We start from the raw sequence: 17098 nt of genomic DNA, 5'->3' as shown, positions 1-17098 counted from the left end.
TTCTTTTTAAATCTTGGCAAGATAAACCTATAAAAAACTGCCATTAACAATCCGAAACCTAAACCAAAAATAAGCGATTTATTCCAGTCATGGTAAATGAAAAAGAAGGACAATGAAGTCGCAATCAATCCATTGAAAAGAAATTCTAACAAAAATTTTTTATAATCCATACTTGATTTATTATTCTTTATTTTTCGTATCAATTATAATAGTTACTGGCCCATCATTAACCAAACCAACTTTCATATCGGCTCCAAATTGTCCGGTTTGTATTTTTTTACCTAATTCTATTTCCATTTGTTGTACGAAAGATTCGTAAAGCGGAATTGCAATTTCTGGTTTTGATGCTTTGATGTAACTTGGTCGATTTCCTTTTTTGGTAAGAGCATGTAATGTGAACTGACTGACAACAATCATTTCACCATCAATATCTTTTAACGACAAATTCATTACTTCGCTTTCGTCTTCAAAAATTCTTAAATTGGCTATTTTAGAAGTTAACCAAACGATATCTTCTTGATTATCGGAGTCTTCAATCCCAACTAAAACTAATAAGCCTTGTTGAATTTGAGCAACAATTTCGCTGTTAATAGTAACTGAAGATTCGGAAACTCGTTGAATTACTGCTTTCACTTCTTACTTGATTCTTTTTATTTTTTACTTTCTCGTTTCGTCGCTTGCTCTTCTTTCAGCATCATAAATATCCGCACGATATTGCTCTTCGTCACCCTCTAAAATTTGGGTATAACTTTTATAACGCGACCATGAAATTTCATCGTTTTCTAACGCTTTTTTAATAGCGCAATGTGGTTCGTCTTTATGTAAACAGTTATTGAATTTACATTGATCTTTCAAAGCAAAAAATTCCGGAAAATAATCTCCTATTTCTTGTTTTTCCATGTCAACAATTCCAAAACCACGAATCCCTGGCGTATCGATAATTTGCGCTCCAAAAGATAAATCAAACATTTCAGCAAACGTTGTGGTATGTTTTCCTTGTGCGTGTGATTCCGAAATTTGTTTGGTTTTTAAATTCAAACCTGGTTCTAAAGTATTTACCAAAGTAGATTTTCCGACGCCAGAATGTCCTGAAAACATAGAAACCCTGTCTTTCATTAACGCTTTTAGTTCGTCAATTCCTTTTCCATCTTTTGCAGAAACCCGTAAACATTTGTAACCGATTGAAGAATAAACATGTTGTAAATATAATTGTTCGTCTAATGTTGGGTCATCAAACGTATCAATTTTATTAAAAACGATGACAGCTTCGATTCCGTAGGCTTCTGCTGTAACTAAAAATCGGTCAATAAAACTGGTTGTAGTTGGTGGATTATTGATGGTTACCAATAAAAAAACGACATCAATATTAGAAGCAATAATATGCATTTGATGCGATAAGTTTACTGATTTTCTAACAATGTAATTTTTTCTGTCGTGGATTGCCGTAATTACTCCTGTCGTTTCATCTGTAGTATTTTCAATATCATAATCTACGATATCGCCAACGGCAATAGGATTGGTACTTTTGATGCCTTTCATTCTAAATTTACCTTTTATACGGCATTCCAAAAAGTCACCATTTTCAGTTTTAATGGTGTACCAACTTCCGGTAGATTTATAAACGATTCCTGTCATTCAAAGTTAGAAATTAGAAGTTTAATTCAACTTCGTTATATATTGCAAAGATAGTTTTTCTATTCAAAATTTAGGCAATAAAAAAGGCTACTTTATAGCAGCCTTTTAGATTTTTAATCTTCTAAAATCATTCTTCCTAACTTATCTTTACTTTTTCTTGAAGAATAAACGATAAACTCTTTATCTGATTTTCTATAGTAAACACCAGGGCGTAATACTAATTCATTTTTAATAACTTCTTCAGGATCTTTTCGTGTCATATTTCCATTTGAGTCGAAGATAAATAAAGCCGGAACTGCATTGTTATAATTACCTAACGATCTAATATCGTCTATATTGGTAATCCCTTTATTTTTAACATTGTCATTAAATAGTAAATTAAGTACTCCGTTTTTGTAAATTGGAATTGCACCTAAATACTCAGGACCTTTACCTAATTGAGTTAAAGGAATTTGAATTGATCCGCCAACAGCAAAACTACCATTACCTCCTGCCATTCCAAATCCAATTGACAATGTAGTTACAGTTGCAGACTGTTCTTTTGGTAAAACATTACCCCATTCAAATGTACCATCAGCTTTTAAACTTGTAATGATAATTTCGTTTTTAGTATAAGTTACAGGTGTTGCTGCTAGTGGACCTATACCTGAACTTTGACCTACATAAACAAATTGTAATTCAGACAAAACAATTAAACCACCATCATTTTTTTCAATGATAGTTGTAATATTATAATAAGGTTTAACGTCTTTTCCTTTTTTCGCTCTTCTTTCACCCAAAAGCTTAACTTTTGTTGCATAATCAAACTCGTTAAACTTAACCGCATTAGAAGAATTAGTACTTAAATCTATTGTAGCATTGTAAACTCCTTTAAGTTCTTTATTTGCTTTTCCGTTTTCTCTTACACTAGAATAAAAACCAACAATTTTTAAAGTGTTTTTATTTGTAGAAATCATTTTACAATTGATTATCTCTTTTCCTTTGATATCAATATTCACGATTTCTTTTTTGTATCCATTATTTCTTTTAAAAGCGTGGATTTCAAATTTTTCAATTTGTTCTTTCTTTTTTGAATCTCTATAACTTTCATTAACAACTAAAAAAACATCATCTTGAAAATTAACTTCAAAATCAGAAATTGTAAATTCATAATCTTTCTTACTGTCATCAAACTTAACTTTTTCAGCATTTGAGAACAAAGTTCCCATTTTGTCATCAAACAATTTTACTTCATATTTAACAGCATCTTCTTTTGAAAATAATGAAGTATGCATAACTAACAAAGCACCTTCATCTGGAGATAATTTAAAATAAAAATCACCTCTGCTTGATTTTTTTGCAACTTCAGCATCAAATAAGACTACAGGAGATTTACTTAAAACACCTTTATCTGAAACTTGTGTAGCTACTAAATTAAAAATTTTATCTTTTTTGTTATATACACTACCAATTACATACAAGTTATCATTCAAAAGAAAAATTTCTTCAAAATCAACTTCTTTATCGCTAATCTGAGGTATTACAATTGGGTTAGACGAAACAAGTTTCATTGAACCCGATTCAAATATTTTTATAAAATAATCATCTTTCCCTTTTATAGCTAAAGCAAAGATTTTGTTATTAGACTCTCCAACGATTTTAACGATTTTTTGTTTGTCATCAGCTAACTCTTCTCCATAAGTTAAAGACACTTTATCAATTTTGTTTTGAGCAACTAAAAATTGAATCCCAAGAACAAAGGCAAATAAAAACAGATTAATTTTTTTCATTATTTAGTATTAAAGATTTGTGGCGCGATATTACAAAAAATGTAAGAATATTTTCAGTAAAAATTTACTTATTAATCACTTTTTCTTGATGACTAATACTTTCCTGGTGTATCGCCTTAAACAAATGCATTACAAATTCGTTACTCAATCCTTTTTCTTCACCTTCTAAAATCATTTTGCCTAAAATTTCATTCCAACGTTGGTTTTGTAAAATAGCTACATTTTTTTCCTTTTTAAGCAAACCTATTTTATCGGCTACTTTCATTCGGTTACCCAAAATCTCTAATAGTTTTCCATCAAATTCATCAATTTGCATACGCAATTTTGCCATTTTTTGGTTGTATTCGCTTTCATCATCTGACACTTTTCTAACGCGTAAATTAATGAACATTTGCTTTAATGTTTCTGGTGTTACTTGTTGGGCTGCATCACTCCAAGCATTGTCTGGATCAATATGAGTTTCAATAATTAATCCGTCGTAATTCAAATCTAAGGCTTGTTGCGACACTTCTTGAATCATATCGCGCTTTCCTGTAATGTGCGAAGGATCACAAATTAACGGTAAATCAGGAAAACGATTTTGTAAATCAATCGCTATTTGCCATTCGGGATTATTGCGGTATTTTGTTTTTTCGTAAGTAGAAAATCCTCTATGAATTACACCTAATTTCTTGATATTCGCATTATATAATCGCTCTAAACCACCAATCCATAAAGATAAATCAGGATTTACTGGATTTTTTAATAACACGATTTTATCAGTTCCTTGCAAAGCATCTGCAATTTCTTGAACGGCAAATGGATTTACAGTGGTTCTGGCGCCAATCCATAATACATCAATATCGTGCTCCAATGCTAATTTGACGTGAGCAGCCGTTGCGACTTCTGTTGCCATTAATAAACCAGTTTCAGCTTTGGCCTTTTGCATCCATTTCAATCCGATTTCTCCCACACCTTCAAATCCACCCGGACGTGTGCGAGGTTTCCAAATTCCCGCTCGGAAAATCGAAACATCAGAATTCTTTAATTCGTGTGCTATTTTTAAAACTTGTTCTTCGGTTTCTGTACTACAAGGTCCTGCAATTACAAGTGGATGATTTAATTGAAAATCATCTAACCAAGTGCGTAATTCTTTTTTATTTTCCATAATCCTTAATTCACTGTAAAATTACTATTTATTCTTAATTTATTATTGTTTACTCTTTTCATATTCGCCCAAAACCTTGAAATGCGTTGTCATGATTTCCATTACTTTTTTTGCCTTTTCAAAATGTTTGTATTTTTCAAAAACCACGTCCACAAAAAAGGCATAAGTAAAAGGCGTTTCAATTATAGGAAGTGATTGAATTTTCGTTAGATTCAATTTGCAATTATTCATCACATTTAAAACCGTTGCCAATGAACCCGGCGTATCATCCAACTCAAATTTTACTGAAGCTTTATTGATGAGATCTTTCGGAATTTCTTTGTTGGATGCTTTTAAAACTACAAAACGTGTTTTATTACTTTTTACGGTGTGAATTCCATTTGCAATGATTTCCAAATTATAAATTTCAGCCGCAACTGGTCCGCCAAGAGCACCGATTCCTTTTAATTGATTTTCCTGAATTCGTTTTGCCGCAATTGCAGTGTCTGAACTTTCAACCAACTTTATATGCGGATATTGACTAAAAAAATTAGCACATTGCAACAAAGCAATTGGATGCGAATGCACTTCTTGAATTTCTTCAATAGTTTGCCCAGGAAACACCATCAAATTCATGTGTATGTCTAAAAAATGCTCTCCTATAATGTGTAAATCGTATGAATCGATTAAGGCATAATTAGGCAAAATGGCTCCCGCAATTGAGTTTTCAATCGCCATAATAGCTTTGTCTGACTGGTTATTTTTTAAACTATTAGCTACATCTCTAAATGTAACACATTCATCCAAACCAATTGCTTCACCAAAATAACGATGTGCTACTTGGTGATGAAACGACCCTTGAATTCCCTGAATTGCGACTTTAATTTCCATAATATATGAGCAAAAAAAAAATCCCGATTTGCATCGGGATTGTATGTTTATAAAATAAATTTCTTTGATTTATATAATAGCACAACAACCCCTTAACTGTCTCCAGAAGAAATAAAAAGAATTGTTAAAGAAAAATGTACTATTGTTAAGCATTGTGCTCTTTGTTATTTGATTCTGCTAAAGTAATAAAAAAAATGAAAACGAAATACTTTTTTAAATAAATTTGAGTTCTTTTAAAAAAAGTTACTTTTGCTAAAATTTACATCATATGTCGATAGAAGTTCAAAATATTTCAAAAAATTACGGAGACCAAAAAGCGTTAGACAATATTAGTTTTTCCGTAAAAAAAGGAGAAATCGTAGGTTTTTTAGGTCCAAATGGTGCCGGAAAATCAACCTTGATGAAAATTTTAACTACTTATTTAACAGCCGATAGCGGAGCAGCTATTGTAAACGAACATGATGTAACTTCAGCTCAAAAAGAAGTGCAGAAGTCGGTTGGGTATTTACCAGAACATAATCCGTTGTATTTGGATTTATATGTGAGAGAATATTTAGCTTTTAATGCCGATTTACATAAAGTTGCCAAATCGAGAATTGATGAAGTAATTGCTTTGACAGGATTAACACCTGAAAGTCATAAGAAAATTGGCGAACTTTCTAAAGGCTATCGTCAACGTGTAGGATTAGCAACGGCTTTATTACATAATCCTGATGTTATGATTTTAGATGAACCCACAACAGGTTTAGATCCAAATCAGTTGGTTGAAATTCGTGATTTGATTAAAAACATTGGAAAAGACAAAACGGTTTTTCTATCAACACATATTATGCAAGAAGTAGAAGCTATTTGCGATAGAATTATCATTATCGATAAAGGAAAAATAGTTACGGATAAAAAACTAAACAATTTAGTTGCCGAAGAAGCAGAACAAATTATCGAAGTAGAATTTGATAAAAAAGTTTCTGAATCTGATTTTGTGGCTTTACCAAATTTAAAATCGGCAAAAAATACACATGATTTAGTTTGGGAACTTACTTTTACTACATCAACAGATATGCGACCAGCGTTATTTGATTTTGCTCAAGCCAATAATTTGAGAACGCTACAAATTGTATTGAAAAGCAAAAACTTGGAGCAAATTTTCAGAGAGAAAACAGCTAAGAAGAAATAAAAAAATCTCCTTACAAATAAACCTGTAAGGAGATTTCAAAAAGCTTTGGCTAAAATAAACTAATTCAATGTTGCCAAATACTTTTTTCTTAACTTGAAATAATCGTCATAAACTACAGAAAGCGCGTACGATGACAATTTTTCATCCAAAATAGAACTGTAAATAAAATCCTCTTCTGTAAAGCCATACTTTGAAATGGCATCTTTTATGTAATTTACAGCAGTTTCCTTTTTATTTTGATAGAAATAACAATTGGCTACTTCTATATAAACGTCTTTTAAATTTTCACCTTTTGACAATTTAATGTAATTTTCATACTCTCTAATTGCCTCAGAATAATTCTTTTTCTCTGTTAATACTCTAGCTTTATTTAAGATAGAGTCCAACTCACCCGAAAAGCCCAATTGAGCCACGAATAAAACTACGAAAGTAAGTACTATTTTCTTCATAATAACTGAGATTTATTTCTATGAAATTACAACAAAAAAACAACACTCACAAATTTAATTCGCAATAAATATTTAAAATATTAATATTTGATTTAATATTTTAACATTATTTATAAAAATATATTAAAAATAAGAACGATAAATAAACAAAAAAACAAAGAATCAACTCATTTTAACTGAAAAAACTCAGATTTCATAAAAATTACATTTTTATTAATTTCTATTTCAATCAAAACATTTATAAGATTTAACTGATTTTAAAAAATTTCTTTTGCAATAGCCTTAACATTCTCCGCTTTTCCCATAGAATAATAATGCAAAACTGGAATTCCTGCAGCGATTAATTCTTTACTTTGTTGGGTACACCATTCTATACCAATCTGTTTTACAGCATCGTTATCTTTTGCCTTCACCACTTCCATAATTAAATCATCAGGCAATTCTAAACTAAAACGATGTGGAATTAAATTCAATTGTTTTTTTGTGGCGATAGGTTTTAATCCCGGAATAATTGGGACCGTTATTCCAGCTGCTCTGCATTTAGCGACAAAATCAAAGAACTTTTTATTATCAAAAAACATTTGGGTAATGATATAATCGGCGCCGTTTTTAATTTTTTGTTTTACGAAATGGATATCGCTATCTAAACTTGGTGCTTCCATGTGTTTTTCTGGATAACCTGCAACTCCGATGCAAAAATCAGTTTTTGTAGAATTTTGTAAATCTTCATCCAAATAAATTCCTTTATTCAAATTACTGATTTGTGTTACCAATTCGGAAGCATAGGCATGACCTTCTTTTTCAGGTTTGAAGTAAATTTCACTTTTTACGGCATCACCACGAAGCGCCACTACATTGTCAATACCTAAGAAATCCAGATCAATTAACAAGTTCTCCGTATCTTCTTTGGTAAAACCACCACATAAAATATGTGGAATAGCATCTACTTGATATTTATTCTGAATTCCGGCACAAATTCCAACCGTTCCCGGACGTTTTTTAACCACTTTTTTCTGAAGTAAGCCGTTTGCTAATTCTTTGAATTCATATTCCTCACGATGATAGGTTACATCAATAAAGGGCGGATTGAATTCCATCAATGGATCAATGCTATCAAAAATAGATTGAATATTTTGTCCTTTTAAAGGCGGTAAAATTTCGAAGGAGAACAAAGGTTTTCCGTTGGCGTTTTGTATATGTTCAGTTACTTTCATTTTAATCTGCTAAGTTTGGTGAGAGCCATTTTTCGGCTTGCTCAATACTAATATTTCTTCTTTTGGCGTAATCTTCTAATTGGTCTTTTTTAATTTTTCCTAAACCAAAATATTTACTTTCCGGATTCGCAAAATAATAACCTGAAACCGAAGCTGCTGGCCACATTGCCATACTTTCGGTTAACTTTACTCCTATTTCTTGTTCTACATTTAATAATTTCCAAATTGTTGGTTTTTCTAAATGGTCAGGACAAGCTGGATAACCTGGCGCAGGACGAATTCCTTTGTATTGTTCTTTGATTAATTCGTCATTTGATAACACCTCATCGGAAGCATAACCCCAAATTTCTTTTCGTACTTTCAAATGCAAATATTCTGCGAAAGCCTCTGCTAATCTGTCTCCCAAAGCTTTAACTAAAATCGAATTGTAATCATCTAATTGCTTTTCAAATTCCGAAGCTTTTTCATCTACTCCAAAACCGGTTGTGACGCAGAAACATCCAATATAATCTTGTTTACCAATTTCTTTTGGAGCAATAAAATCCGCCAATGCGATATTTGGAGCTCCAACCGTTTTTTGTGATTGTTGGCGAAGCGTCAAAAATTTCTCAACTTCGTTTGAAGCGACAACTTCAACATCGTCATCATTAATAGTATTGGCTGGAAAAATTCCTAAAATTCCTTTTGCGGTGAACCATTTTTCAGTAACAATTTGAGAAAGCATTTTTTGTGCATCTTCAAACAAATGAGTCGCTTGCTCGCCTACAATTCCATCAGTTAAAATCGCTGGATATTTTCCGTATAATTCCCAAGATTGAAAAAATGGTGTCCAATCGATGAAATCTACTAATTCTGAAAGTTCAACTTCAATTGTTTTTGTTCCTATGAAATTTGGCTTGACAGGCTCAAACGTATCCCAATCGATTTTGAATTTATTTTTACGTGCTTCTTGAATCGATAAGAAATTTTTCTCTCGACTTCTATTCAAATAGCCTTCGCGAAGTGAATCATATTCCTCACGAAGCGATTTTGCATAAGTAATTTTAGTATCGGGTTGCAATAAATTGGTTGCTACTGTTACCGCACGAGAAGCATCGTTCACATGAACAACGGTTTCTTTATATTCTGGAGCAATTTTCACAGCCGTATGCGCACGAGAAGTTGTAGCACCACCAATCATTACTGGAATTTTGATGTTCAATTTATCCATTTCTTTGGCCAAATACACCATTTCGTCCAGCGAAGGCGTAATCAAACCACTCAAACCGATAATATCTACATTTTCTTTAACCGCAACTTCAATGATTTTTTCTGGCGGAACCATCACACCTAAATCAATAATTTCGAAATTATTACACGCTAAAACTACTGAAACTATGTTTTTTCCAATATCATGCACATCGCCTTTTACAGTCGCCATCAATACTTTTCCAGCATTTGACGAAGTAGAACCATCTTTTGAAGCTTCGATATAAGGAAGCAAATAAGCCACTGCTTTTTTCATCACACGAGCGGATTTAACAACTTGTGGCAAGAACATTTTTCCGCTTCCAAACAAATCTCCCACCACGTTCATTCCGGCCATCAAATTGATTTCGATCACTTCGATAGGTTTTTTGGCCAACTGACGCGCTTCTTCGATATCAATTTCGATAAATTCGTCAATTCCTTTTACTAATGAATGCGTTAATCGCTCTTGAACCGAACCATTTCGCCATTCGGCAATCGCTTTTTCATTCGATTTTACATCACCTTTGAAACTTTCGGCTAAATCTAGTAAACGCTCTGTGGCATCTTCTCTTCTATTTAATAAAACGTCTTCAACGTGTTCTAACAAAATAGGATCAATTTCATCGTAAATTTCCAACATTTCAGGATTCACAATTCCCATCGTCATTCCGTTATGGATGGCATGATACAAGAACGCAGAATGCATCGCTTCACGAACTTTATCGTTTCCACGGAAAGAAAAAGACACGTTGCTCACACCACCAGAAATATTAGCATATGGAAGATTTTCGCGAATCCATTTGGTCGCTCGGAAGAAATCTAATGCATTTAATTTATGCTCTTCCATTCCGGTTGCAACTGGAAAAATATTGGGATCAAAAATGATATCTTCAGCAGGAAAACCAACTTGATTAACCAAAATATCATAACTTCTTTTACAGATTTCGATACGTCTTTCGTAAGTATCCGCTTGACCATTTTCGTCAAAAGCCATAACAATTACCGCAGCGCCGTATCGTTTGATTAATTTGGCATGATGAATAAAAGTAGCTTCTCCTTCTTTTAAAGAAATGGAGTTTACCACACCTTTTCCTTGAATTACTTTTAAACCTGCTTCGATAATTTCCCATTTGGAACTATCAATCATAACAGGAACTCTTGCAATATCTGGTTCGGCTGCGATTAGATTAAGGAATTTAGTCATAGCATAAACGCCATCCAACATTCCTTCATCCATGTTGACATCGATGATTTGTGCACCACCTTCTACTTGAGCGCGCGCGATATCTAAGGCTTCATCATATTTTTCTTCTTTGATTAAACGAAGAAATTTTCTAGAACCGGTTACATTTGTTCGTTCTCCAACGTTTACAAAATTCGTTTCTGGAGTTACAATCAAAGGTTCTAAACCTGATAATTTTAAATATTTATCGGAATTATAACTCATTACTTATTCTTTTATAATGTTTTGCAACAGACTTCCAAAAGACTTTACTATCACTAACATATTGGCAAACCCAACATCGTTGTGAATTTAAAAATGATTCGAAATTTATTTTTATTGTTCTGTTTTTCATTGTATTTCTTTGCTTAAACCAAAACGCTTTCTCTTGGTTTGAATTCTTTTGCTACCTCAGCAATTAATTTGATGTGTTCTGGTGTAGTTCCGCAACAGCCACCTATTATATTTACTAAATTTTCTTGTAAATATTCCCGAATTAATTGTTGCATTTCCTCAGGCGTTTGGTCGTATTGTCCAAAGGCATTGGGTAAACCAGCATTTGGATGTGCTGAAATATTTAACGAGGTATTATTTCCTAATGTTTTTAAATACGGTTTTAATTGGTCAGCACCTAAAGCGCAATTAAATCCAACGCTTAACAATGGAATATGTGAAATCGAAATCAAAAAAGCTTCTACCGTTTGACCAGAAAGTGTTCTTCCAGAAGCATCGGTAATTGTTCCGGAAACCATTACTGGAATATCGATATTGCGTTCTTCTTTTACTTCTTCAATAGCAAACAATGCGGCTTTTGCATTTAAGGTATCGAAAATTGTTTCTACCAAAAGTAAATCGCAACCACCATCAATTAAAGCTTCTACTTGTTGTTTGTAAGCGATTTTTAAATCATCAAAATTCACTGCTCTGAAACCTGGATCATTAACATCAGGTGACATTGATGCTGTTCTGTTCGTCGGACCGATGGAACCTGCTACAAATCTTGGCTTATCTGTAAATTCATCTGCCACTTCACGAGCGATTTTTGCTGATTGAAAATTCAGTTCGTAAACTAAATCTTCTAAATAATAATCCGCCATTCCGATAGTCGTTCCCGAAAAAGTATTAGTTTCTACAATATCAGCACCTGCTTCAAAATAAGCGCGATGTACTGATTTTACAGCTTCTGGTTGGGTAATGGAAAGCAAATCGTTGTTTCCTTTTAATGGATGTGGAAAATCTTTGAAGCGTTCGCCTCTGAAATCTTCTTCTTCAAATTTATAACGTTGCAACATCGTTCCCATAGCTCCATCGAGCACGAGAATTCGGTTTTTGATTTGTTCTTGAATTTTTGACATTGTATTCTCTCTCAAAGGCTAATTGCCTATTTTTCTTGATTAACTTAATTTGTTACCGTAGAAAGTTGGAGAGCAATTCTAACGTTATCTGCTTCCGATAAATATCGGAATAGAATGTAGCACCTTTCCACTAGCGCGGGAGGTTGCTAAGCTTTCGCAGGGTCTATTCCCTCCAGCTTTCGTGATAACAAACACTATAATTATGAACATTGCAAATGTAGTGACAAAATTGAAATTATGAAATATTTTCTAAAATTTCATTAAAAATATATTTTTTATAGATTTATATTCCTATTTTAATCTTAAATTAAGAATATAAATCTATAAAATAATTTAAAAAGTTTTATTCTAACGCTTGTTTTAAGTCATTAATTACATCTTGAACGGTTTCCAAACCAACAGAAACGCGGACCAAACCATCAGTAATACTTACTGCCAAACGTTCCTCTTCCGTCAATTTACTATGTGTAGTAGAAGCTGGATGTGTTACAATCGAACGCGTGTCACCTAAATTCGCAGACAACGAACATAATTTGATTTTGTCTAAAAATTTCCTTCCTGCTTCAATTCCTCCTTTAATTTCAAACGCTACAATATTTCCACCTAATTTCATTTGCTTTTTAGCGACTTCATATTGCGGATGCGATTTCAAAAATGGATATTTCACCGAAGCGACATTTGGATTATTTTCTAAAAATTCAGCGACTTTTAAAGCATTTTCGCAATGTTTTTCAATACGAACTGGCAAGGTTTCTAAACTTTTAGACAATACCCAAGCATTGAAAGGCGACAAAGCTGGTCCGGTATTACGAGAAAACAAATAAATCTCTCGAATTAAATCCGAACGACCAACGGTTACTCCGCCTAAAACACGGCCTTGCCCATCGATTAATTTGGTGGCAGAATGAATCACTAAATCGGCTCCAAATTGAATTGGATTTTGAATGTAAGGAGTCGCAAAACAGTTATCGATGATTAAAATCAGATTATGCTTTTTAGCAATTTTCCCCAACAATTCTAAATCTAAAATATCAACTGCTGGATTAGTTGGTGATTCTGCGTAAAGTATTTTTGTATTTGGTTGAATGAAATTTTCAATTGTTTCTGGTTTGTTGACATCGAAATAACTCGTCGTAATATTCCATTTTGGAAAATATTTAGTAAACAACGTATGCGTCGAACCAAAAACACTACTTGCCGAAACAATATGATCTCCCGAATTCAACAAAGCAGCAAAAGTAGAATATACCGCCGCCATTCCTGTTGCGAAAGCGTAGCCGTCTTCTGCTCCTTCCATCAAACAAATTTTTTCTACGAATTCTGATGTATTGGGATTGGAAAATCGACTGTAAATATTGCGTTCTTTTTCCTCCGCAAATGAAGCGCGCATGTCTTCAGCATCTTCAAAAATAAAACTTGATGTTAAATATAACGGAACAGAATGTTCTAAATATTGAGTGCGCTCTAATTGCGTTCTGATAGCTTGGGTTTCTAATCCTAAATTTTGGTTACTCATGGTTTTGTTTGTTGAATTGTTTAATCGTTGAACTTTTAAAGTTTAAAACCTACAAGACTTTTACATCTTGCAGGTTTTGAGTTTGGGTGGTTATAATTTTTTTTCGGATAAGCGTAAAATGTCACCAAAAACACCTCTTGCGGTTACGGATGCACCAGCTCCAGCGCCTTGAATTACGATAGGTTGCTCTCCATAAGATTCGGTATAAATTTCGAAAATAGAATCAGAACCTTTTAAAGAACCTAAAGCAGAATTGGCTGGAACGGATATTAATTTTACTTCTAATTTTCCTTTGTCTTGTTGCAAATCACCTGATAATTCTCCGATGTAACGCAAGACTTCATTTGGTCCTTGAGCATCTTTGATGTTTTGGTAAATTCCATCTAATTCTGATATACGATTTAGAAAATCGGTTGCACTTCCTTCACGCAAAGCTTCTGGAATTAAATTTTGAATTTGGATTTCTTCGAATTCGTTTTGTAAATCTAATTCGCGTGCTAAGATTAATAATTTTCGTCCAACGTCGTTTCCGTTTAAATCTTCTCTTGGATCAGGTTCTGTAAAACCTTTGTCGATGGCTTCTTGTAATACTTCGCTGAATTTCTTTTCTTCCACTGAAAAATTATTGAACAAATAACTTAAAGTTCCTGAAAAAACGCCTTTAATTTTCGTAATATTTTCACCTGATAAATGCAATAATTTTATTGTATCAATTAAAGGCAATCCGGCACCCACATTGGTTTCGTACAAATATTCTTTTTGATTGTCTTTTAATACTTTTCGCAGTTTTTTGTAGAAATCAAAACTTACTGTATTTGCGACTTTATTGGAAGAAATCAAATCAAAACTATTTTCAGCCAAGGAAATGTAATTTTCAATGAAAGTAGTACTTGCCGTGTTGTCAATGGCGATTAAATTTTCTAAATGATGTTCTTTGGCATAAGCGATTATGTCTTCTACTTTATAATCTTGCCCTTTATCTTCTAATGTAGCTTTCCAATTTTCGCTAATTCCGAATTTATTCAACAAGACTTTCTTTGAATTCGCGATAGCAAACACATTCAACTTGATTCCTTTTCTCTTTTCGATGTTTTTTGTTGATTCTAAAATTTGGGAAATCAAAGTTCCTCCAACTGTTCCGTGACCGAAAATGGCAATGTTGATTTTTTTTGCTACACCAAAAATTTCGCCGTGAATTACATTTAAAGCACGTTTGAATTCATCTTGACTGATCACCAAACTGATATTTCTTCCTGTAACGGTATTATTCAACAAAATTGGCGTGATTTTATTTCGGATTAAAGCAGTGTATGGTTTGTGGAAATTCGTTAAATCTTGCCCAATAATCGAAATCACCGCTATATTATCGTTTACCGAAATTTTATTGACATCTTTCGTATAAAAATCGGTTTCAAATTCTTTTTCTAAACCTACCAAAGCTTTGGAAGCTTTATCAGAACTCACCACCAAACCAATTCCTCTTTCCGAAGAACCTTGTGAAATGATACTCACACTAATATCATTTTCAGCCATCACACGGAAAATTCTTGCATCAACACCCGTTTTTCCTAACAAACCTCTTCCTTCTAAATTAATCAGCGAAACATTCGTTAAAACCGAAAGCGATTTAATACCTTCATTCGTTTGCTCGGCAGTGATTAAAGTTCCTTCATTTTCAGGATTGAAAGTATTTAAAATACGTAACGGAATATTTTTTTCCACCAAAGGAATAATGGTTTTGGCATGTAAAATTTGCGCTCCAAAATTTGCCAACTCATTCGCTTCATTGAAAGACAATCGCTCAATTTTTTTTGCATCAGCTACTAAATCGGGATTAGCGGTAAAAATTCCGTCAACGTGAGTATAATTTTGAAATTCTTCTGCATTCAGATAATTAGCTAATAAAGAAGCCGTGTAATTACTTCCGTTTCTTCCTAAAGTAGTGGTTTCGTTATGTAAAGTTGAACCAATAAAACCCGTAACAATATTCACTTTATCCGAATTTTTTTCGAAATAATCTAAGACATTTCGCTTTGAAACAGCGTCAATTGGTTGCGCATTTCCGAAATTAGTATCGGTTTTTATTAATTGACGAGAATCGGTGAATTGTGCTTTGATGCTATTTTCGTTTAAAACATAAGCGACATATTTTGCCGATAGAATTTCGCCATACGCAATGACTTGGTCTTTGATTTTTTCGCTGTAATCTCCTAAAAGCGAGACACCTTCTAGTAATTTCTGTAAAACCGAAAATTCTTCTTCGAAGATGTTTTCTTTCAAACCTTCCAATTGGTATTTTTTAAATTGCTCAAAATCCGCTTGAAAATTGATGTTGGCTTGCGCTTTTTTTAGTAAAATTACCAATTCGTCAGTGGCGTTACCTCTTGCCGAAACTACGACTGCGATGGGTTCGTTATTGAAATATTTTTGAGCAATTGTTTGAATTACTTTTTGTAATCCTTCTCCGTTTGCTAATGATTTTCCTCCAAATTTTAATATTTTCATTTGTTTTCTAATTAAATATAGGTTTAAGTATGTTGTTTAGTTGTTCAAATTCTATCAAGAAAGCATCATGCCCGTGAATGGATTTGATTTCGTGATAAAATGTATTGTTTTTGTAGTTTTTGACTTCCTGAAAAGCTATTTTGATTTCGTTTGCTGTAAAAAAATAATCGGTGTTCACACTGATTAAATGAATGTTCGATGTGATGCTTTTTATGACTTCCGATTTACTGTTATTTTTAAAAACATCGGTAGTTTTCAATAAATGATTCATGAGTTTGTAAGCCGAAAGCTGAAATCGATTTTGCAATTTTTCTCCGTGATGCAACAACCAACTTTCCACTTGAAACAATCTTTCTGAGTTTTGCAATTTAGTATTGAATTTTTCTTGGAGTGATTCAGGTGTTCGATACAATAACATGGCGTGAATTCTGGCATCGTGAATTGGATTGTTAGAATTATTCAAAATCAAATCTTGAATTAATACATTTCCAATCAACCAATCAGAAGCTTTCCAACTTGTTGCTACCGGAATTAAATTCGCAATCGCTTTTGGTCGAATTGCAGCCATTTCCCACGCAATTGCTCCGCCTAAACTTCCACCAATTACCGCAAAAACTTGATTCACTTTAAACGAATCGATTCCTTTCCAAAATAAATTAGCCACATCGTAAGTAGTGAAATCTTGATAGTTCTCAATTAAATTTTCTTCATCCTGGTAACCGTTTCCAGGAATATTGAAGGCTAAAACCGCATATTTTTTGGTGTCAATAATTTTATCATCACCAATTAACGATTGCCACCAACCGTTTTCACCAATTACTTGCGAATTTCCAGTTAAAGCATGATTCACCACTACCAAAGGCGCAGAACCAACTGGTTGCCCAAACAGTTGATAGGACAAAATCACTTTTGCTTGATCTACTCCATTTTGTAATGGTACATTTTGGAATACTATTTTTTGAATTTTACTCATCTTTCTTTTTAAAAAAAGGCTGCCATTAGGTAGGTCTAT

13 protein-coding genes and 1 riboswitch are annotated in these 17098 nt (G+C 33.1%); of the genes, 1 reads left to right on the top strand and 12 read right to left on the bottom strand.

Annotated elements, in window-relative coordinates; genetic code table 11:
* Window positions 1-180 precede the first annotated feature (180 nt).
* From dtd to OJ995_RS08000, 5 genes are all read right to left on the bottom strand, one after another.
* Window positions 181-633, bottom strand: coding sequence for a D-aminoacyl-tRNA deacylase (dtd, locus tag OJ995_RS08020; RefSeq protein ID WP_264368940.1), 453 nt, complete (start codon window positions 631-633; stop codon window positions 181-183).
* Window positions 634-657: 24 nt separating this feature from the next.
* Window positions 658-1635 (bottom strand): ribosome small subunit-dependent GTPase A, encoded by a 978-nt coding sequence (gene rsgA / locus OJ995_RS08015; protein ID WP_133610411.1) that lies wholly within the window; start codon window positions 1633-1635, stop codon window positions 658-660.
* Between the two features lie 113 nt (window positions 1636-1748).
* The gene (locus OJ995_RS08010; protein WP_264368939.1) at window positions 1749-3404 is read right to left on the bottom strand and encodes a hypothetical protein; all 1656 of its coding nucleotides are present in this window, start codon (window positions 3402-3404) and stop codon (window positions 1749-1751) included.
* Between the two features lie 64 nt (window positions 3405-3468).
* Entirely contained in the window at window positions 3469-4551 is a 1083-nt protein-coding gene (locus OJ995_RS08005; protein WP_264368938.1) for a bifunctional 3-deoxy-7-phosphoheptulonate synthase/chorismate mutase type II, read from the bottom strand.
* Window positions 4552-4593: 42 nt separating this feature from the next.
* Entirely contained in the window at window positions 4594-5421 is an 828-nt protein-coding gene (locus OJ995_RS08000) for a prephenate dehydratase (RefSeq protein ID WP_264368937.1), read from the bottom strand.
* A 268-nt stretch (window positions 5422-5689) separates the two neighbouring features.
* Here OJ995_RS08000 and gldA point away from each other — a divergent pair, with 268 nt between their 5' ends.
* On the top strand, window positions 5690-6595 hold the full coding sequence (gldA, locus tag OJ995_RS07995) for a gliding motility-associated ABC transporter ATP-binding subunit GldA (protein ID WP_264368936.1): 906 nt from the start codon (window positions 5690-5692) through the stop codon (window positions 6593-6595).
* A gap of 59 nt (window positions 6596-6654) precedes the next feature.
* Here gldA and OJ995_RS07990 read toward each other — a convergent pair whose 3' ends face one another.
* From OJ995_RS07990 to OJ995_RS07960, 7 genes are all read right to left on the bottom strand, one after another.
* A complete protein-coding gene (locus OJ995_RS07990; RefSeq protein ID WP_264368935.1) occupies window positions 6655-7044 on the bottom strand; it encodes a tetratricopeptide repeat protein in 390 nt (129 codons plus the stop codon).
* Between the two features lie 257 nt (window positions 7045-7301).
* The gene (gene metF, locus OJ995_RS07985) at window positions 7302-8258 is read right to left on the bottom strand and encodes a methylenetetrahydrofolate reductase [NAD(P)H] (RefSeq protein ID WP_264368934.1); all 957 of its coding nucleotides are present in this window, start codon (window positions 8256-8258) and stop codon (window positions 7302-7304) included.
* 1 nt (window position 8259) lies between these two features.
* Window positions 8260-10935 carry a methionine synthase gene (metH, locus tag OJ995_RS07980; RefSeq protein WP_264368933.1) on the bottom strand — a complete coding sequence of 892 codons (2676 nt, stop codon included), beginning with the start codon at window positions 10933-10935 and terminating at the stop codon, window positions 8260-8262.
* A 143-nt stretch (window positions 10936-11078) separates the two neighbouring features.
* Entirely contained in the window at window positions 11079-12065 is a 987-nt protein-coding gene (locus tag OJ995_RS07975) for a homocysteine S-methyltransferase family protein (RefSeq protein ID WP_264368932.1), read from the bottom strand.
* Between the two features lie 81 nt (window positions 12066-12146).
* Window positions 12147-12256: riboswitch (SAM riboswitch) on the bottom strand.
* A 152-nt stretch (window positions 12257-12408) separates the two neighbouring features.
* Window positions 12409-13581, bottom strand: coding sequence for a trans-sulfuration enzyme family protein (locus tag OJ995_RS07970; RefSeq protein ID WP_264368931.1), 1173 nt, complete (start codon window positions 13579-13581; stop codon window positions 12409-12411).
* A gap of 90 nt (window positions 13582-13671) precedes the next feature.
* Entirely contained in the window at window positions 13672-16086 is a 2415-nt protein-coding gene (thrA, locus tag OJ995_RS07965) for a bifunctional aspartate kinase/homoserine dehydrogenase I (protein ID WP_264368930.1), read from the bottom strand.
* A 7-nt stretch (window positions 16087-16093) separates the two neighbouring features.
* Entirely contained in the window at window positions 16094-17059 is a 966-nt protein-coding gene (locus tag OJ995_RS07960; protein ID WP_264368929.1) for an alpha/beta fold hydrolase, read from the bottom strand.
* Window positions 17060-17098 lie beyond the last annotated feature (39 nt).

Source organism: Flavobacterium lacisediminis (assembly GCF_025909975.1).
GTDB lineage: Bacteria > Bacteroidota > Bacteroidia > Flavobacteriales > Flavobacteriaceae > Flavobacterium > Flavobacterium lacisediminis.
This window is presented reverse-complemented; position numbering and strand designations above follow the sequence as displayed.